Origin of the sequence: Lacinutrix sp. C3R15 (assembly GCF_018860825.1) — a bacterium.
GTDB lineage: Bacteria > Bacteroidota > Bacteroidia > Flavobacteriales > Flavobacteriaceae > Oceanihabitans.
Genome location: NZ_JAHKPZ010000015.1, coordinates 393,371 through 413,694, shown reverse-complemented (window position 1 = coordinate 413,694; position 20,324 = coordinate 393,371). Strand labels below are relative to the sequence as shown.

At 30.9% G+C, this 20,324-nt stretch carries 19 protein-coding genes; 15 read left to right on the top strand and 4 right to left on the bottom strand.

Annotated elements, in window-relative coordinates; all coding sequences use genetic code 11:
- The first annotated feature begins 7 nt into the window (after positions 1–7).
- The 3 genes from KO494_RS07255 to KO494_RS07245 all read left to right on the top strand — a co-directional run bounded on the left by KO494_RS07255 (position 8) and on the right by KO494_RS07245 (position 2,591).
- The gene (locus KO494_RS07255) at positions 8–1,066 is read left to right on the top strand and encodes a 3-oxoacyl-ACP synthase III family protein (protein WP_215966928.1); all 1,059 of its coding nucleotides are present in this window, start codon (positions 8–10) and stop codon (positions 1,064–1,066) included.
- A 49-nt stretch (positions 1,067–1,115) separates the two neighbouring features.
- Positions 1,116–1,640, top strand: coding sequence for a methyltransferase (locus KO494_RS07250; RefSeq protein ID WP_215966927.1), 525 nt, complete (start codon positions 1,116–1,118; stop codon positions 1,638–1,640).
- A 102-nt stretch (positions 1,641–1,742) separates the two neighbouring features.
- Positions 1,743–2,591, top strand: coding sequence for a glycosyltransferase family 2 protein (locus KO494_RS07245; RefSeq protein ID WP_215966926.1), 849 nt, complete (start codon positions 1,743–1,745; stop codon positions 2,589–2,591).
- A 37-nt stretch (positions 2,592–2,628) separates the two neighbouring features.
- Here KO494_RS07245 and KO494_RS07240 read toward each other — a convergent pair whose 3' ends face one another.
- A complete protein-coding gene (locus KO494_RS07240) occupies positions 2,629–3,432 on the bottom strand; it encodes a DNA/RNA non-specific endonuclease (protein ID WP_215966925.1) in 804 nt (267 codons plus the stop codon).
- Positions 3,433–3,480: 48 nt separating this feature from the next.
- Positions 3,481–6,117: a valine--tRNA ligase gene (locus KO494_RS07235; protein WP_215966924.1), complete on the bottom strand. Its 2,637-nt coding sequence runs from the start codon at positions 6,115–6,117 to the stop codon at positions 3,481–3,483.
- A gap of 249 nt (positions 6,118–6,366) precedes the next feature.
- Between KO494_RS07235 and KO494_RS07230 the strand changes: the two genes are divergently transcribed.
- Entirely contained in the window at positions 6,367–6,792 is a 426-nt protein-coding gene (locus KO494_RS07230; RefSeq protein ID WP_215966923.1) for a DUF1573 domain-containing protein, read from the top strand.
- Between the two features lie 60 nt (positions 6,793–6,852).
- Here the strand turns inward: KO494_RS07230 and KO494_RS07225 are convergent, their stop codons facing one another.
- Entirely contained in the window at positions 6,853–8,190 is a 1,338-nt protein-coding gene (locus KO494_RS07225) for an aspartyl protease family protein (protein ID WP_215966922.1), read from the bottom strand.
- 119 nt (positions 8,191–8,309) lie between these two features.
- Here KO494_RS07225 and KO494_RS07220 point away from each other — a divergent pair, with 119 nt between their 5' ends.
- From KO494_RS07220 to KO494_RS07170, 11 genes are all read left to right on the top strand, one after another.
- The gene (locus KO494_RS07220; protein WP_215966921.1) at positions 8,310–9,500 is read left to right on the top strand and encodes a pyridoxal phosphate-dependent aminotransferase; all 1,191 of its coding nucleotides are present in this window, start codon (positions 8,310–8,312) and stop codon (positions 9,498–9,500) included.
- Entirely contained in the window at positions 9,500–10,513 is a 1,014-nt protein-coding gene (murB, locus tag KO494_RS07215) for a UDP-N-acetylmuramate dehydrogenase (protein ID WP_215966920.1), read from the top strand. Before KO494_RS07220 ends, murB begins: the two co-directional genes overlap by 1 nt.
- Before the next feature lie 62 nt (positions 10,514–10,575).
- Positions 10,576–11,121 carry an RNA polymerase sigma factor gene (locus KO494_RS07210; protein ID WP_215966919.1) on the top strand — a complete coding sequence of 182 codons (546 nt, stop codon included), beginning with the start codon at positions 10,576–10,578 and terminating at the stop codon, positions 11,119–11,121.
- On the top strand, positions 11,118–11,909 hold the full coding sequence (locus KO494_RS07205) for an anti-sigma factor domain-containing protein (protein ID WP_215966918.1): 792 nt from the start codon (positions 11,118–11,120) through the stop codon (positions 11,907–11,909). The genes KO494_RS07210 and KO494_RS07205 overlap by 4 nt, the downstream gene beginning before the upstream one ends.
- Positions 11,910–12,023: 114 nt before the next feature.
- Positions 12,024–12,227, top strand: a complete 204-nt coding sequence (locus KO494_RS07200) for a membrane or secreted protein (protein ID WP_215966917.1) — start codon at positions 12,024–12,026, stop codon at positions 12,225–12,227.
- Between the two features lie 6 nt (positions 12,228–12,233).
- A complete protein-coding gene (locus KO494_RS07195; protein ID WP_215966916.1) occupies positions 12,234–13,346 on the top strand; it encodes a glycosyltransferase in 1,113 nt (370 codons plus the stop codon).
- A complete protein-coding gene (locus KO494_RS07190; protein ID WP_215966915.1) occupies positions 13,337–13,885 on the top strand; it encodes an RNA polymerase sigma factor in 549 nt (182 codons plus the stop codon). Before KO494_RS07195 ends, KO494_RS07190 begins: the two co-directional genes overlap by 10 nt.
- Complete coding sequence (locus tag KO494_RS07185; RefSeq protein WP_215966914.1) at positions 13,885–15,099, top strand: Nramp family divalent metal transporter; 1,215 nt, start codon at positions 13,885–13,887, stop codon at positions 15,097–15,099. Before KO494_RS07190 ends, KO494_RS07185 begins: the two co-directional genes overlap by 1 nt.
- A gap of 53 nt (positions 15,100–15,152) precedes the next feature.
- Positions 15,153–16,031 (top strand): lipoyl synthase, encoded by an 879-nt coding sequence (lipA, locus tag KO494_RS07180; RefSeq protein WP_215966913.1) that lies wholly within the window; start codon positions 15,153–15,155, stop codon positions 16,029–16,031.
- Positions 16,031–17,029, top strand: a complete 999-nt coding sequence (gene gap, locus KO494_RS07175; RefSeq protein ID WP_215966912.1) for a type I glyceraldehyde-3-phosphate dehydrogenase — start codon at positions 16,031–16,033, stop codon at positions 17,027–17,029. Before lipA ends, gap begins: the two co-directional genes overlap by 1 nt.
- A 46-nt stretch (positions 17,030–17,075) precedes the next feature.
- Positions 17,076–19,307 carry an ATP-binding protein gene (locus KO494_RS07170; protein ID WP_252730343.1) on the top strand — a complete coding sequence of 744 codons (2,232 nt, stop codon included), beginning with the start codon at positions 17,076–17,078 and terminating at the stop codon, positions 19,305–19,307.
- On the opposite strand, the gene lpxK is transcribed toward KO494_RS07170, so the two are convergent.
- Complete coding sequence (lpxK, locus tag KO494_RS07165; protein WP_215966911.1) at positions 19,300–20,301, bottom strand: tetraacyldisaccharide 4'-kinase; 1,002 nt, start codon at positions 20,299–20,301, stop codon at positions 19,300–19,302. The two genes, KO494_RS07170 and lpxK, sit on opposite strands and share 8 nt — an antisense overlap.
- Positions 20,302–20,324: the final 23 nt, after the last annotated feature.

The window sequence follows — 20,324 nt, the reverse complement described above, 5'->3', positions numbered from 1 at the left end:
TTTTTTTATGAATATTAAGATTACAGGTACAGGTAGTTACATACCTAGTACTATAGAAAAAAACGAAGATTTTTATAATCACGAATTTTTAAATGCAAATGGCTCAAAAATAAACAGTACAAATGAAGTTATTGTTAGAAAATTTAAAGCTATAACTGGTATTCAAGAAAGGCGGTATATAGAGCCTGAATTATCAAATTCAGACATTGCTTTTTATGCTGCAGAAAATGCTATAAAAGATGCTAAAATTGACAAAGAAACCTTAGACTATATTATTGTAGCTCATAACTATGGTGATATAAAATATAACACAGAACAAAGTGATACTGTACCAAGTATAGCATCACGTGTAAAACATTTATTGCAGATTAAAAACCCAAAATGTGTTGGTTATGATTTGCTTTTTGGATGTCCTGGTTGGATTGAAGGAGTTATTCAAGCCAAAGCATTTATTGCCTCAGGAGTAGCAAAACGTTGTTTGGTTATCGGTTCTGAAACACTTTCTCGTGTTATAGATAAACACGATAGAGATTCTATGATATATAGTGATGGCTCTGGTGCTGTTATTGTTGAAGCAACTACTGAAGAAGGTGGTATTATTAGTCATGAATCTGCCACTTTTGCTTTAGACGAAGCTCATTTTATTTATTTTGGCGAAACCAACAACCAAGACAGCTCAAGCAAACGAAAGTACATTAAAATGTATGGACGAAAAATATATGAATTTGCTTTAAAAAACGTGCCTTTAGCACTAAAATCGTGTTTAGAAAAAAGTGGTTACTCCATAAATGATGTTAAAAAAATACTGATACATCAGGCTAATGAAAAAATGGACGAAGCTATAATAGAACGTTTTTACAAACTTTATGATATGAAAATGCCAGAAGGCATTATGCCAATGTCTATAAACATGCTTGGTAATTCTAGTGTAGCAACGGTTCCTACCTTATATGACCTAATTTTAAAAGGGAAACTTGAAAATCAAGAAATAAAAAAAGGAGACCTTATTATGTTTGCTAGTGTTGGTGCTGGTATGAATATTAACGCTATAGTTTACAAACACTAGTTGTAAAATTATTGCCTTTAAAAAGTTTCCGCTTTCGCGGAAAATAAATATGTACGAACAATCATTTCCGCATAAAAGATATAAGCTTACCTATCAATTTTTAGAAAAACACATTTCTAAATCACAGTCTATTTTAGATTTAGGTGTAGAAAATCCGTTTACTAAAATTTTAAAAAGCAACAATTATTTGGTTACAAACACCAAAGGAGAAGATTTAGATTTAGATACTTCAACTATAAAAAATTCGGATGCTGAAGTAGTTACTGCTTTTGAAATTTTTGAGCACCTACTCTCTCCTTTTACCGTTTTACAAAGCATTAAAGCCAAAAAACTAGTAATTAGTGTTCCTCTTAGATTATGGTTTTCTTCGGCATACCGAAGCAAAACAGATCCATGGGATAGACACTATCACGAGTTTGAAGATTGGCAATTAGATTGGTTACTAGAAAAAACAGGGTGGAAAATTATAGACAGACAAAAATGGACCAATCCTACCAAAAAAATTGGCATTAGGCCTATTTTACGTTGGTTTACACCAAGGTATTATATAGTGTATGCTGAAAAAATTAATTAACCTATATCCTAATCCAAAAAAAGAAGAAAATTCCAAATTTTAAAACTTACTCGTATAGTTTTGGAATTTGGAATTTGGAATTTTAATATTGTAATTTGTTTTATGAATATTTCTATTGTCATTCCTGCGCATAACGAAGAAAAGTATATTGCACAAACCTTACACTCTTTAGTAAAACAAACCTTACAACCTAAAGAAATTGTGGTTGTTAATGACAACTCATCAGACAACACTAAAAGTATTGTTGAAGACTTTCAGAAAAAACACCATTATATAAAATTAATAAACACCACCTCATCTAATAAACATTTACCAGGAACTAAAATTATTAATGCATTCTACAAAGGCTACACTATTATAGATACTAATTATGATGTAATTTGTAAGTTTGATGCAGATTTAATCTTTCCTAAAAACTATTTAGAACAATTAGCAAAACACTTTCAAGCAAACCCTAAGTTAGGAATGGCTGCAGGATTTTGTTATATAGAAAAAAACAAGCAATGGGTTTTAGAAAACCTAACTAGAAAAGACCATATTAGAGGTGCTTTAAAAGCCTATAAAAAAGAGTGCTTTGAGCAAATAGGAAAACTTAAACCCTCTATGGGTTGGGACACTGTAGACGAGCTATTATCTAAATATTACGATTGGCAAATACTTACCGATAAAACCCTGCATGTAAAACATTTAAAGCCCACAGGTATTAGCTACAATAAAGCCTCTAAACACATGCAAGGTGAAGCTATGTATAAAATGCGTTATGGCTTTACCATCACCCTGATTTCTGCATTAAAATTGGCCTACAAAAAAGGAAGTTTTACTTTATTTAAAGATTATATGTCTGGCTATTTTAAAGCAAAAAACAACAAAACAGAATATCTGGTAACCAAAGACCAAGGTGCATTTATTAGAAAACTGCGTTGGAATGGAATGCTAAGCAAGTTAAAATAAAGAGGTTTAGACAGCACTCAGCATAATAGATGAATTATTAAAAACTCCAATTATTATATACCGCTGAAGCTTCTAACCTATCTTCAATAGTATCTTCTAATTGAGAAAAGAAATCAATTCCTGTACGTTTTTCAATTTCATCAACAGAAACCACAAACTTGTATAAAGGCTCCTTAGATTCCTTATGATCTAACAAAAACGCAAGCATTTTAGCTTCGCCTGAGTTAACATCTATCAATACTTTATAAAACTGGTTTGGTACAGATACTTTTTCTTCACCAATAGTTTTTAAATTTCCTTTTAATATTCCGCCAGAAACTACAAATACGCCATCATATTTACTTGCCCAATAGCGTGTTTTTTGTTCTAATCGGTTCCACACACCAGCATTAAAATCATGTTTTTGTGGAGTAATATTACTCGTTAAAAAAGTTTCGTCATGTGCTTCTTGACTATATTTTCTATCTCCTGCAGGACAAAGATGCCCTCGATCATAGCCAGATTGTTTATAATTTCTCCAATGTGCAGCTCCTGTTTTTACAGCCTTATCTATTTCAAAATAGGGTCTTTTAAAGTTAGTATTGGATAAGTGTGTTTTTTTTAACTCATAAGCAACCCATTCTGGTTGTTCATGGCTTTCACTATAACTTAAACTGTAACCTTCATGATGTACAACCTGCCCTGTTGTACTGGTTGGTAAAAAATACTCGTTGGTATTGCTTTTTGCAGTTGCTCCTTGCGCAATGGTTTTTTCTGCTACTTGCTGATCAAAGTAGGCGTCATACCCATAAACAGCAACCAGAATTACAATAGCAATTATGGAGTATATTTTTTTGTTCATTTAAATACAAACCTACAAGGTTTGGTATACCTTGTAGGTTATTGTTTTTTATTTTAAACTAGCTAAGCTGCTTTTTAAGGTTTCAATCTTAGCCAAAGCATCTGCTTCTTTTTTCTTTTCTGCTGCAACTACTTGCTCTGGAGCTCCTGCAACAAAACGCTCATTTGAAAGTTTCTTTTGTACTGATTTTAAGAATCCTTCGGTATAATTTAACTCTTCTGTTAGTTTTTTAATTTCTGCTTCTACATCAATAGCTCCTTCCATTGGAATAAAGTACTCGTTAGATTTTACTCTAAAAGTTAAAGCTCCATCTACAGGCTCAGACACATACTCTATAGCTTCTAAGTTTCCTAATTTTGCTATTACTGCATCAAATGCTGTATTTGAATTTTCATTATTTATAACCGAAAAACCTATAGCGTCTTTAAAAGCAATATTCTTTTCTTTTCTAACGGTTCTAATTCCTGAAATAACTTCTGCTGCAAACTCAAATTGGGTAATAATTTCTGTGTTTACAGGTTTTACTTCTGGCCATTTTGCTATAATCAATGCTTCTTCTGGAGTTCTTTCAGAAATATATTGCCAGATATCTTCAGTTAAGAAAGGCATAAATGGATGTAATATTTTTAAGTTATCCTCAAAAATAGCCATTACCTTATTATAGGTAACAGCATCTATTGGTTGTTGGTATGCTGGTTTTACAATTTCTAATAGCCAACCACAAAAATCATCATAAATTAATTTATAGATTGCCATTAACGCATCACTTAAACGGTATTTACTAAAGTGATCTTCAATTTCTACTAAAGCAGTACTAAACTTCGCTTCATACCACTCTAAAGCTATTTTGCTTGATTCTGGCTGCTCGATACTATCACTAACTTCCCACAAATTAGTTAAGTTAAAGGCATTCCATATTTTATTACCAAAACCTTTTCCTTGTTGGCAAAGTGCCTCATCAAACATTAAGTCGTTTCCTGCTGCACTGCTTAATAACAACCCAACACGAACACCATCTGCACTGTAATCTTCAATAAGTTTTAGGGCGTCTGGAGAATTCCCCAAAGATTTAGACATTTTTCGGCGTTGTTTATCACGTACCAACCCCGTTAAATACACATTGTTAAATGGTTTTTGGTCTTTGTACTCATAGCCAGCAATAATCATACGTGCTACCCAAAAGAATAAAATATCTGGTCCTGTTACTAAATCATTAGTTGGATAGTAGTATTTTATTTCTTCGTTTTCTGGGTTACGTATACCATCAAAAACAGACATTGGCCATAACCAAGAACTAAACCAGGTATCTAATGCGTCGGTATCCTGACGTAAGTCTGTTAATTTTAATGTGGTATTATTCGTTTTAGCCTTGGCTTTTTCTAGTGCTTTCTCAATGGTTTCAGCAACAACAAAATCTTCTTTTCCGTCGCCATAGAAATAAGCAGGAATTTGTTGTCCCCAAAGTAATTGACGTGAGATATTCCAATCGCGAATATTCTCCATCCAATGACGATAGGTATTTTCGAATTTCTTTGGAAATAATTTAATCTCGGCATCTTCACCTAAAACAGCTTCAATAGCTGGTTTTACAAGGTCTTCCATTTTTAAGAACCATTGGTCACTTAATCTTGGCTCAATAACTGCTTTGGTACGTTCAGAAGTACCAACTTTATTTAAATGTGTTTCGGTTTTAACCAAAGCACCAATAGCTTCTAATTCTTTAGCCACTGTTTTTCTTGCTACAAAGCGATCTTGTCCTTCAAATTGCAATCCAAAGCTATTTAAAGTAGCATCTTCATTAAAGATATCAATAACTTCTAATTGATGTTTATCACCAAGATTCTTATCATTTTCATCATGAGCAGGAGTTACTTTTAAGCAACCTGTACCAAATTCTACATCTACATATTCGTCTTCAATAATTGGAATAACGCGATTACAAATAGGCACAATGGCTTTTTTTCCGCGTAAGTGAGCAAAACGCTCATCTTCTGGATTAATACAAATTGCGGTATCTCCAAAAATAGTTTCAGGACGTGTGGTTGCAATGGTTAGCGTGTCCTCACTTCCTTCAATTTTATAATTGATATAGTATAAGTTTCCTTGTCGTTCTTCATGAATTACTTCTTCATCAGAAAGTGTTGTTTTCGCCTCAGGATCCCAGTTTACCATTCGGTACCCTCTATATATCAATCCTTTTTCATGTAAATCAACAAACACTTTAATTACAGCTTCAGACATATCGTCATCCATCGTAAACTTTGTTCGGTCCCAATCACAAGAACATCCTAACTTTTTAAGTTGGTCTAAGATTACACCTCCATATTCTTCTGTCCATTCCCAAGCGTGCTCTAAAAACTCTTCTCTTGTTAGGTCGTTTTTATCTATTCCTTGCTCCTTCAATTTAGCAACAACTTTAGCTTCTGTTGCAATAGATGCATGGTCTGTTCCAGGCACCCAACAAGCATTTTTACCTAACAAACGCGCACGACGTATAAGAACATCTTGTATAGTATTGTTAAGCATATGTCCCATGTGCAAAACTCCTGTTACGTTTGGTGGAGGAATTACAATGGTATATGGTTCTCTTTCATCTGGTGTGGAATGAAAATAATTATGCGCTGTCCAGTAGCTGTACCACTTATTTTCTACACTAGTTGCATCATATTTTGATGGAATGTTCATACTTTGGAATAGTTTTTGAATAATATCATGCAAAAGTACTTATAATTTATATTTTGAAAAATATTAATGCTGTTTAATGTACCTATAACCACAATGTTTTTATTAAGTTTAGGTATTACAACTAATATTTTTGCAGAATGCATTAAAAGTAATTAGATTTACAATAACAATAAAAACTAAAACCACACAAACAACTACTCTACAGTTGTTTATAAACTTAACAATAAGAATCATTTAAATTATAAAAAGATGAAACAGTTAATTACAATTTTATTTATCGGAATATTTAGCTTTTCAATGACTGCACAAGAAAAAGTAGCAAAAATTGAATTTAAAGAAACGACAGTAGACTATGGTACCATAGAGAAAGGAGCTAATGGTGTTAGAACATTTGAATTTACTAATACTGGAGATGCACCTCTTATTATCTCTAAAGTATCTTCTAGTTGTGGTTGTACTGTACCAAAAAAACCAGACGGACCAATTTTACCTGGTGAAACCGGAGAAATACAAGTAAAGTATGATACCAAACGTGTAATGCCAATTAGAAAAACAATTACTGTACTTTCTAACGCAGAAACACCAACAGTAGCTTTAAAAATTAAAGGAGAGGTTATTGATCCTGGTAAAACAAGTGTTCTTGAAAAAAGACAAAAAAGTGTTATGGAAAATTAATTTACTCATAACCATTTAATACAAAGGGTTGTTTACGTTATTGTAAACAACCCTTTTTTATTAAAATAAACTTTCTAAAGTAAATTTAAAATCTAGTATTTTTCCTAACCTATCTATTTTTAGTTTAATTATTTTTCCTTCTTTTTCATAAAAATACTGTGTGCTTTTTTGAAGTGTTAAGTTATACGTTTCTTTACCGTTTATTTTTAAAACAATATCACCTACTTGCAAACCTGCTTTTTCTGCAGGAGAGTTTTTGCGCAATTCTACAATGGTATAAGCAGGTTTTACAGATAGTTTATAATTAGCGTTATAAACCACTCTTGTTTCTTCATTATTGATTGCATTAGCATCATCTAAAGTGGTAATTCTTCTTGAGTTATCTTTTTCACGCACCAACCTAATGCCATTTTGCTCTAACTCAATTCCGCTTTTATTATAAGTAAAATCATCATTAAAAAATTTACTTTTTTTAAGTAGAATAGAAGATTTTTTATAGTTAAAAACAATACGAAATCTTTTTAAAACATTACCTGCAAGACTTCCGTTTCTATCTTTATGGTTTCTTGCAAAAGAAATAGATGTAGAATCAGGAAAAGCAACATTTGCATTATGCAAGGTAAAATCACGTATTGTAAAGGCATCTACTTTAGAGCGTTTTCCGTAAACGCTCCCGCTTAATCCATGCCCTAAAAAATCGGTAAAATATCTTTCATTTGCATGTATACCCAAAGAAGTATTTTCAAACAACCAAATAGAATCACTCCCTCCAGAATCTATCAATAATTTAACAGGTATTGGTTTATCATCAATGGTTACCTCTGCATTTATATAAGGTTTTTTATTGTAAAAATACAAAGGTAAAATTTCACATTTTTTGCATTTTTTTTGCTTGTAAATTTCGTTTTCAAAAATCTTAATAAATTTTGAAGAATAATTTATTTCAACAACTAAATCTTTAAAAAAATCATACCCAATAATACCATGAATAGGGATTCCTAACTTTGGTGCAAAATTTAATTTAGAATTATACACTACAAATAAATCTTGGTTAATATTAACTGCTTCACCAATTTCTATTATGTTCTTTTTAGATCGTAATGCTTCAACAGGCTCTCCTTCTCCTAAACCACGAATTACAATCTTTTGCGCATTATTAATCTTTAACGTTTCATTGATATTAAAAATATTAAACAAAATGGGTTTACTTACTCCTGTATCTAAAATAAAAGATAATTCTACACCATTAATTTTAACAGGAATTACAACTAAATTATTAATTAATTTAAACTTTATCTTATCGGTTTTCTTTTTATTTTGAATAACAAAAGTGCCTTGAGATAAACAATAAAAGCAAATCCCAAATAACAATATAAAAGTAAAAACGATTCTTTTCATATTAAAAAAATAACGTCACTATCAATTTACGAATCTTTCTTCTTAAAACCGTATTTAGTATTACTTTTTAAAAACAATTTGATTTAATTTTCGCAACTTTGCACTTTAATACATATAAGATGCCAGCAATTTCAAAAAAAGGGCAATTAATGCCACAATCGCCAATTAGAAAGCTAGTTCCTTTTGCAGAGGAAGCTACTAAAAATGGAAAGACTATATACTATTTAAATATTGGGCAACCAGATATCAAGACACCTCAAATAGCCTTAGATGCTGTTAAAGTACACTCTCTTGAAGTCTTAGCCTATACAAGATCTGAAGGTTCTGAAGAATACAGAAAAAAAATAGCTAACTATTATTCTAATAAAGATATTGATGTAAATCATGAAGACATTATTGTAACCACAGGAGGAAGTGAAGCCTTGCTTTTTGCCTTTGGAAGCATTATGGATGTGGACGATGAAATTATTATTCCAGAACCTTTTTATGCAAATTACAATGGTTTTTCAACTTCTTCTGGAATACAAGTAGTTCCTGTAATATCTAAAATTGAAGATAATTTTGCATTACCAGCAATTGAAGAATTTGAAAAACTGATAACACCAAAAACCAAAGCCATACTTATCTGTAACCCAGGAAACCCTACAGGTTACCTATACTCTAAAGAAGAAATTAAAAAACTTGCAGCAATTGTAAAAAAGCATGATTTGTTTTTAATTGCCGATGAAGTATATAGAGAATTTACTTATGATGGTAATACGCACTACTCTATCATGCAAGAAGAAGGATTAGAAGAACATGCAATAATGATTGATTCTGTTTCTAAAAGATATAGCATGTGTGGTGCTAGAATTGGATGTTTAGTTTCTAAAAACAAAGCCGTAATACAAACAGCTTTAAAATTTGCACAAGCAAGACTAAGCCCACCTACCTTAGCACAAATTGCTAGTGAAGCAGCTTTAAACACACCACAAAGTTATTTTGATGATGTTATTGAAGAATACGTAGAAAGACGTAACATATTAATAGAAGAGTTACAAAAAATAGAAGGTGTACAAGTAGCAACACCTAAAGGAGCTTTTTATTGTATTGCACAACTACCTGTAAAAAACAGCGATGCATTTGCCCAATGGCTTCTAGAAAATTTTGACGTAGATGGAGAAACCGTTATGGTAGCACCTGCTGGTGGTTTTTACTCTACTCCTGGAGTTGGCTTAAACCAAATACGTATTGCTTATGTACTTAAAAAGGAAAGCTTAATTAAAGCTGTACACATTATAAAAGAAGCTCTTAAAGTTTACAAAGACTAGTGCAAATACAACATAACATATCTTTAAAAAAGCACAATACTTTTGGTATTGATGCTAAAGCGAAGCATTTTGTTGCTATAAGCTCTATTGAGAGCTTAAAAAACGTACTTCAACTACCAGAATATACTAAAAGGTTTATTCTTGGTGGTGGAAGTAATATGCTACTAACCAAAGATATTGATGCTTTAGTTATGCACATTCAATTAAAAGGAAAAACAATTGTTAGCCAAGAGGAAACATCGGTTTTAGTAAAAGCCCAAGCTGGCGAAAACTGGCATGAGTTTGTACTATGGTGTTTACAAAATGATTTTGGAGGATTAGAAAATCTATCCTTAATCCCTGGAAATGTTGGCACAGCTCCTATACAAAATATTGGCGCTTATGGTATAGAGCTAAAAGATACTTTTGTTTCTTGTGAAGCTTTAGAAATTGCAAGTCAAAAAACCAAGACATTTACCAATATAGATTGTAATTTTGACTATAGAAATTCTATTTTCAAACAAGAGTTAAAAGGAAAATATATAATTACAAGCGTTACTTTTAAACTCACTAAAAACAACCATACATTACACACTAATTATGGTGCAATTACAAATGAATTAGAAAGAATGAATGTAAAAAAACCTACCATTCAAGACGTTTCTAAAGCAGTAATTGCAATTCGTGAAAGTAAATTACCAAACCCAAAAGAAATAGGAAATAGCGGAAGTTTTTTTAAAAACCCTGTAATTTCTTTAAACGATTTTAAAAAATTAAAAGAAAATTTTCCTGAAATTCCCAACTATCCAGTTTCCAGCACAACTGTAAAAATACCTGCTGGTTGGCTTATAGAAAAAGCAGGTTTTAAAGGAAAACGTTTTGGTAATTATGGCGTACATAAAAAACAAGCTTTAGTATTAGTAAATTACAAAGATGCAAAAGGAATAGAGATACTAAAACTATCTCAATTAATACAACAAACAATTAATCGTATCTTTAATATAAATATAGAAGCAGAAGTAAATATTATTTAATTATCAAATAAATATATAACTTTGGTTTATATAAGTTAGTTAAACACTAAACAAGAGACCTTTTGAGCACACCAATAGAACAACAAATAGTTAGCTTACTAAAAGAAGGCGACAAAAAAGCCATTACTTTGTTGTACCAAAATTACTCAGATACGCTATTTGGTGTTATATCAAAAATCATTTCTGATAGCGATTTAGCACAAGACGCATTACAAGAAACTTTTATTAAGGTTTGGAAAAAAGCACATACCTATGATGCTAAAAAAGCAAAACTCTTTACCTGGTTATATAGAATTGCATACAATACAGCAATAGATAAAGTAAGATCTGTATCTAATAAACAAAGTAAAGAAATCCAAATAGAAAGTTCTAACGTATATAAACTAACAAGCAATAGTTTAAATCAAGACGTAATTGATATAAAAAAACATCTAAAATCAATAGATGAAAAATATCAAATAGTAATAAACGCCCTCTTTTTTGAAGGTATGACACAACAAGAAGCAAGTGACGAATTAAATATTCCGCTTGGTACAATTAAATCAAGATTAAAAATAGGATTACGTGAATTAAAAAAGATTTACAATCCAGAAATAAAAAAGTCATGAATGATAAAATAATTACATTTTTAAATTCAGATCTATTAGATAAATACCTAGTAGGCAATACCAGCAAAGAAGAAACTGCAAAGGTAGAAGCTTACATTTCTAAATATCCAGAAGTTAAAGATGCATACAATACTTTGCAAAACAATCTAGAAATTGTTGCTAAAAGTAACGCTATAGAAGCTCCAGAACACCTATTAAACAATATCCTTTCTGAGCTCGACGAAAAACCAGTTGCAACACTACGCGCAATACCAAATCAAAGAACTTGGTATAAATTTAGTATAGCTGCAAGTATAGCTGCTTTAGTTTTTGCAGGATCTACACTTATGTTTTACTTAAACAATCAAGATTTACTTCAAGAAAATGAAGTAATAGCAGATGAAATTTTTGACCTACGTAGCGATATAGATAAAAACAATAAATTGTTAAGTGATATTATGCAACAATTTAAACAGCTTAACAATCCTGAAACCCAAAAATATATTATAAAAGGAAACGCTAGAGCTAAAAACTTAAAAACCGTTGCATATATAAACCCTATTGAAAAAACTTCAATGATAGATGTGGTTTCTTTACCGCAACTACCAGAAGAACAATGCTACCAAATTTGGGCAGAAGTACAAGATAAAATGGTAAGCTTAGGTATATTAAATGAATCAGACAGCCAACTAATACCTTTACCATATACAGAAAACGCATTAGGTTTAAACATAACCATAGAACCTAAAGGAGGAAATAAAAATGCATCTGTAGAAAAATCTGTAGCAGAAATTAGTTTAAAAAAGTAAATTACTTTTTTCCAAAAATTCAAAAAGCCTCGTTTTAAAAAGCGAGGCTTTTTTAATGTATCCATTTCTTAAAAAGTAGTATCTTTGTAAAAAATAATTTATAACATTACACACATGAAACTACTAGCAATAACATTAGTACTTTTAGGTATAGCAATAGCAGGAATAGCAATTAAAATCTGGGCAAAAAAAGATGGTAAATTTGCAGGTACATGTGCTAGCCAAAACCCTATGTTAAATAAAGAAGGAGAATCTTGTGGTTTTTGCGGTAAAACTCCAGAACAATACAAAGACTGTAGTGAACCTCAACATTCTTAATACTGCATGATTATACTGAATATTATCTTCTACGCATTTATTGCAGTAGTAAGTATTCAACTAATATATTATCTTTTCTTATTTTCAAAATTCGCTTTTTTAAGTCCGCAGAAAGAAACTCCAAAACATATTGGAGTCTCTGTTATTATTTGCGCTAAAAATGAAGCCGAAAATTTAAAGAAATTTCTTCCGTATATATTAAACCAAGAATATCCAGAATTTGAAATTGTTTTAATAAACGACAACTCTCATGATGAAACACTAAGCATCATGGAAGATTTTGCGGCCAATAACAACAATATCAAAATAGTAAACATTGTACCTACTGAAGCTTTTTTTGGCAACAAAAAGTACGCTTTAACTCTAGGTATAAAAGCATCTAAAAACGATTATTTACTATTTACAGATGCAGACTGTATACCAAACTCAAAATACTGGATAAAAGAAATAACTTCGCATTTTAACACCTCAAAAAGCATTGTGCTTGGTTATGGAGCGTATGCAAAAACAAACAAGTCCTTTTTAAATAAGTTAATTAGGTTTGAAACCCTTTTAACGGCTTTACAATATTTTTCTTTTGCTAAATCAGGAATTCCTTTTATGGGTGTTGGCAGAAATTTAGCCTACAAAAAAGAAGAGTTTTTTAAAGCAAACGGATTTATTAACCACATAAAAGTACGCTCTGGTGATGATGATTTATTCATAAACCAAATTGCTACAAACAAAAACACAAGCATTTGTTTTACTAAAGATAGCTTTACTATTTCTAACCCTAAAACCACATTTAAAGACTGGATTTTACAAAAAAGAAGACACGTTTCTACTGCTAAGTACTACAAACCACTACATAAATCTTTACTTGCTCTTTTTTACATTTCACAATTTTTATTTTGGACCTTAGCATTAATATTACTTATCACAACCTTTGCTTGGCAAGTAGTTTTACCTTTATTTATTTTAAGAATACTTGTTTTTTATATTGTATTTGGTAAAACTTCAAAAAAACTAGAAGAAAGAGACCTTCTTTTTTTTCTCCCTTTTTTAGAGATTTTTTTAATTGCCATGCAATTAACTATATTTATAACCAATCTTATTGCAAAACCTAAATATTGGAAATAGAAGAAGCGATACAACAAGCTAAAAAGAACAAGCAAAAAGCATTTAATTTTTTATTAAATACCTTTTGGGATGACGTATATGGTTTTCAGTTAAAACGTATTCAAAATGAAAACGATGCAGAAGATATAACCATTCAAACTTTCTCTAAAGCCTTTGACAAAATTGAAACCTATAACACAGATTTTAAATTTAAAACCTGGCTTATTACTATTTCTAAAAACATTCATATAGATATTTTAAGAAAAGAAAAACGATCTATTTCTACCCAAATATCTAAAGATGACGAAGACTCTGTATTTCAAATTCTAGACGAAACCCCTTCTGTTGAAGACAAACTTATTACAGAGCAAAACTTAGCAAAATTACTTCGCGATATAAAAAAGTTAAAACCGCATTATCAAGAAGTTATTAATCTTAGGTACTTTCAAGAATTAAGCTACAAAGAGATTTCTACCAAACTAGAAGAACCTATTAATAATGTTAAGGTAAAACTCTTAAGAGCTAAAAAATTATTAGCAGAAATCATTCAAAAAAATTAATGTCAAAATTTTTAAAAAAGCTTGGTCCAGGGTTATTATTTGCTGGAGCTGCAATTGGTGTTTCGCATTTAGTACAATCTACAAGAGCTGGAGCAGATTTTGGCCTTGGTTTACTTTGGGCTTTACTGGTGGTTAATTTATTTAAATATCCTTTTTTTCAATTCGGACCTCGTTATGCTTCGGCAACAGGAGAAAGTCTTTTAAATGGTTATAAAAAACTAGGTAAAGGCGTTTTAGTTTTTTACTTTATACTTAACATAGCAACTATGTTTACCATACAAGCTGCTGTTACTATTGTTACTGCTGGCTTAGCCACCACACTTTTTGGAGATTTTATTGACATTAAAACCTGGACCATTATAATTTTATGTATTTGCTTAGTCATACTGTTTATAGGTAAATACAAATTATTAGATAGAGTAATGAAAATTATCATTATCACACTTACCTTAAGCACCTTAATTGCGGTAGCTTTTGCTTTTTATAAACAAGACGCAAGTGTATCTTTTACACAAATACTTCCAAAAAACAGTATTGAAATTGCATTTCTTATTGCTTTTATGGGTTGGATGCCTGCACCTTTAGATGTAGCTGTTTGGCAATCTTTATGGACTATAGAAAAACAAAAAGAAGAAAAAGAATACACACCAAAATCTGCTTTATTAGATTATAACATTGGCTATGTGGTAGCCATATTTTTAGGTATTAGTTTTCTTTTACTAGGCTATTTAGTCATGCATAATAGTGGCAATACGTTTAGTACCTCTGCTGCTGCTTTTTCAAATCAGTTAATACTAATGTACACAAAAAGTCTTGGTAGCTGGGCGTATATTTTAATTGGCATTGCTGCTTTTACAACCATGTTTAGCACTACGCTAACTACATTAGATGCTTCTCCAAGAGCAATGAACAAAACTATGGAACTACTAACAGATAAGACTTTTAACAAAGGCTATTTAGCCTGGATTATCTTTCTAGTTATTGGTAGTATCCTAATCTTTTTTTATTTTAATTCAGAAATGGGTTTACTTATAAAAATAGCAACTATTTTATCTTTTTTAACGGCTCCTTTTTACGCCATTATAAACTACACACTTATTAGTGGTAAACATACTCCTAAAGAATGGCATCCTTCAAAAGCGCTTCATGTTTTAAGTATATTAGGTATTATATTTTTAATAGCATTTAGTATTTGGTATATCACTATTCTATAAAGTCTTTTTTTATAGAATACTTTGTATCTTTGCACTTAGAAATTACAAAGTAAATGGATACAAAAACTGCTTCAAATATATTACCAGAACGTCAACCAAAACCAAAATGGCTTCGTGTAAAGTTACCTACAGGTAAAAAATACACAGAACTTCGTGGTTTAGTAGACAAGTATAAACTAAATACCATTTGCGCTTCAGGAAGTTGCCCAAATATGGGAGAATGTTGGGGAGAAGGTACTGCTACATTTATGATTCTTGGAAACGTTTGTACACGTTCTTGCGGTTTTTGTGGTGTAAAAACAGGAAGACCAGAAACAGTAGATTGGGACGAACCAGAAAAAGTAGCGCGTTCTATTAAGTTAATGAACATTAAACACGCGGTTTTAACAAGTGTAGATCGTGACGATTTAAAAGATATGGGAAGCATCATGTGGAGCGAAACCGTAAAATCTGTTCGAAGAATGAATCCGGAAACTACCCTTGAAACACTTATACCAGATTTTCAAGGAGTAGAACTACATATAGATAGAATTATTGATGTTGCTCCAGAAGTTGTTTCTCATAATATTGAAACAGTAAGACGCTTAACTCGAGAAGTACGCATTCAAGCAAAATACGACAGAAGTTTAGGGGTTTTAAAATACCTAAAACAACAAGGGCAAAGACGTACAAAGTCTGGAATTATGCTAGGACTAGGTGAAACTAGAGAAGAAGTTATAGAAACGTTACATGATTTAAAAGCTAATGATGTAGATGTAGTTACCATTGGCCAATATTTACAACCTAGTAAAAAACACTTACCAGTAAAGCAGTTTATTAATCCAGATCAATTTGAAGAATATAAAGAGATAGGTTTATCTCTTGGTTTTCGTCATGTAGAAAGTAGCGCTTTAGTGCGTTCTTCATACAAAGCCCAAAAACATATTAACTAATGGTTAATGTTGCAATAAACGGTTTTGGAAGAATTGGTAGACGCGTTTTTAGATTACTACAAAACAACCCAAATATTCAAGTTGTTGCTATAAATGATTTAGCAGACGCAAAAACCCTAAGTCATTTACTAAAATATGATAGTATTCATGGTATTTTTCATGAAGACATTTCTTTTAATAAAGAGCATATTCTTGTTAACGGTAAAAATATTCCGCTATTAAACAACCAACAAATAGAAACTATTAATTGGAAACCCTTTCAGGTAGATTTTGTTATTGAAGCTACAGGAAAATTTAAAACCGAAGCTTCTTTACTACATCATATTAAAAACGGAGCAAAACGCGTTATTTTAAGCGTTCCTCCAATTGATGACTCTATTAAAACAGTAGTTTTAGGTGTCAATGAATCTATTTTAGATGGTAATGAAAAAATAATCTCTAACGCTTCTTGTACTACCAACAATGCTGCGCCAATGATTGCCATTATGAAAGAACTTTGTGGCATTAAACAAGCATACATTACAACAGTACACTCCTATACTACAGACCAAAGTTTACATGACCAACCACATCGCGATTTACGTCGTGCAAGAGCTGCTGGCCAATCTATAGTACCAACTACCACTGGAGCTGCAAAAGCACTAACCAAAATATTTCCAGACTTATCTAATGTTATTGGTGGCTGTGGTATTAGAGTTCCTGTAGCAAATGGTTCACTTACAGACATTACTTTTAATGTAGAAAAAAAAGTAAGTATAGAACAAATTAATAACGCATTTAAAACAGCAGCACAAAACAAGTATAAGGGCATTTTAGAATATACTGAAGACCCAATAGTATCCATAGATATAGTAGGTAATACACATTCTTGTATTTTTGATGCGCAAATGACATCTACCATAGGAAACATGGTAAAAATTATTGGCTGGTACGATAATGAAACAGGCTATTCTAGTAGAATTATTGATTTAATTAGCAATTTATCGGTAAATAATTAACTTTTATCGAATATATAATTATATTTGTTACTATTACAGTTTAAACATGTTCCGAATCAACTGCTATATATGTGCTATTATAATGTTGTTGAGTTACAGTGGTTTTACACAAGAAGCCACTACTCAAGAAGAAGAATCTATACAACATAATGTAGAGAATCTTATTAGGTTAGCCCAAAAAGACTTAGAAAACGCAAACTATTTTGATGCGCAGAAAGAACTTGAAAATGCACTTGTTTATGCCACTACTATTAGCGACAAAAAAAGTATAGGAATAATACATTCTAAACTTGGAAAAATTCAATATATCTTAGAAGAACCCAATGAAGCAATCAAGCATTTAACAAAAGCCGTTGCTACTCAACGCATTGCCTCAGACAAAATTAACCTTGCAGAATCTTATAAAACTTTTGGTAATGTTTATGTTGCTAAAAAAGAATATAGTACTGCCTTAGATTATTACAAATCTTCAAAAAACCTTTTTGAACAAGAAGGATTAAATGAGTTTGTTGCAGAAGTAGAACTTAATGAAGGCCAAACCTACCTAGCTTTAAAAGATTACAAAAAAGCAAAAATATTTTTTGAAAACGCTTTGGCATTATCTAGTAGGTTTAATTTAAAAAAAATACATAGTAGTGCTCAAATTAACCTAGGCATAATACACGCTAAACTTAATAACACAGGTAAAGCCATAGAAATTGTTAACAACGGAGTTAATGAAGCTAAGAACAATGATTTTGATAATATTTTAAGTGAAGGATATCTGGTTTTAAGCGACTTAAACCAACAAACAGAAAACTACAAACTTGCAAATGAATATTTAAAAAAACACATTCAAATATCAGATTCTCTTTTAAATGTTAAAAGACAAAACGTATCTCCAGAAAAACGTGTAGAGTTTCTATTAAAAAACCAAACAGAATACCACAGACAACAAGCTGCAGATCTTGAAGAACTCCAAAACTCAAAAAATCTAAGCAAGCTAACTGCCATTTTAAGTGTAGCATTAATTACCATATTGTCTTTATTAACTTTATCCTTATACAAAAACAACAGGATTAGGTTAAAAACAAACAATATGTTACATAAAAAAAATGGCGAATTAATTCTAGCTAAAGAAAAAGCAGAATTAGCATCAAAAACCAAAGCCAACTTTTTATCTACAGTAACACATGAGTTAAGAACACCTTTATATGCTGTAACCGGTTTAAGCAATATGCTGCTAGATGAAAACCCTAAACCAGAACAAATTCAACATTTAAAATCTTTAAAATTTTCTGGAGACTACTTGTTAACTTTTATAAATGACATTCTTCAAATTAATAAAATAGAAGCCAATAAAGTAGAGATTGAACCTGAAATTTTTAATTTAAAAAAGAAAGTAGCTAACGTAATTGCAGCATTAAACAACTCTGCTATTGATAATGACATAAAAATACACTTTGAGTACGACAAAAACTTACCTGAAAACTTTAATGCAGATCAATTAAAAATATCACAAATACTAATTAACCTCATTGGTAACTCAATTAAATTCACAAAAGATGGAGATATTTGGGTTAGAGTATATATGATTAATAAAACAGAGGAAAGTTACTTTGTAAGGTTTGAAATAGAAGACAACGGAATTGGTATAAGTAAAGAGAAACAAGAAAACATGTTTGAAAGCTTCTCTCAAGGATCTATTCAAATTAACAGAAAATATGGTGGTACTGGTTTAGGTCTTTCTATTGTAAAAGGTTTAATAGATATATTAAAAGGAAAAATTTACCTAAAGAGTGAACTAGGTAAAGGCTCTAACTTTATTTTTGAAATTCCGTTAAACCATACAGACGAAGTAATTGAAGAAGAAGATAGCAAAAAGAATTATTTTAAAAACATAAGTGAAATAGAATTGAGTACAATAAAAATTTTAGTAGTTGAAGACAACAAAATAAACCAAATGATTACTAAAAAAATTCTTAACAAAATGAATCTTAATTGTGACATTGTTGATAATGGAGAAGATGCAGTAGAACAAGTAAAAACCACAAATTACGATGTTGTTTTAATGGATATTCATATGCCAGGAATTAGTGGTCTTGAAGCTACAAAAATAATTAAAGGCTTTAATAAAGAACTTACCATATTTGCTTTAACAGCTGTTACTCTTGAAGATAAAATGCAGGAATTTGAAGACGCAGGATTTGATGACATCATATCTAAACCCTTTAAACAAGAAGACTTTGAAAAAAAGCTATACCAAGCATTAATTAAAGAAGAAACAACTACTAAGTAAGTATAAAATCTAAAACACTAGTATTAAAAGCTTCTGTTTTATCTATATGTATTTCTATAGGCAAATAAAACACCTTGTCCTGCAAGTCAAAAGGCAACAACCTAACGTAATCTTTTTCTGTAGTTACTATTAAAGACTGCTCTCTAAACAATGCTATATCTGCATCTGTAAAGTCATAATGATCTTTATAATGTAAATGCTTAAATTTTAATTCTTTTGCTTTTAAATAATCTACCAAAGGTGTAGCATTTGCAATACCTGTTACTAATGTAAAATCTTGTAAGGTTTCTAGATTAAGTTTTTTATTTTCAGATAAAACATAATTTGAATAACGTATCGTACTAAAAAAAACTTGTTGGCTTGCCTTTGGTTGTATTTGTTTTATGATCTTATCTTTTTCTAATGCATTTAAATTTTCAGGACATTTAGTTACCACAATACAATTTGCTCGTTTTGCTCCTGCTCTAGGTTCGCGCAAATTACCAGTTGGCAAAACCCAATCTTTAGTAAATAAATCATGATAAGTAGTTAATAAAATATAAAATCCAGCTTGTACTTTTCTGTGCTGGTAAGCATCATCTAACAAAATAACCTCAGGAGCTTTTTCTTGTTGCATTAAATGCGCTATACCATTTTGTCTATCTGCATCGACAGCTACATCAATTTCATTTTTAAACTTTCTATAAAACTGAAATGGCTCATCTCCTAAAGTTTTAGCAGAGGCATTTTTATCTGCCAAATAAAAACCCTCAGTACTTCTTTTATATCCTCTACTTAAAGTAGCAATGTGTTTTTTATCTTTTAGAAACCCAATTAAATACTCTACCATTGGCGTTTTCCCGGTTCCTCCAACACTTAAATTACCAACTGCTATTACAGGAAAATGATAGCTTTTAGATTTAAAAACACCAATATCATAAAAATAATTACGCAACCAAGTTACAGCATAGTAAATGGGTACAATAGGAAATAAAATATATCGTAAAAATTTCATTAATGTAAAATCACAAGTGGTTA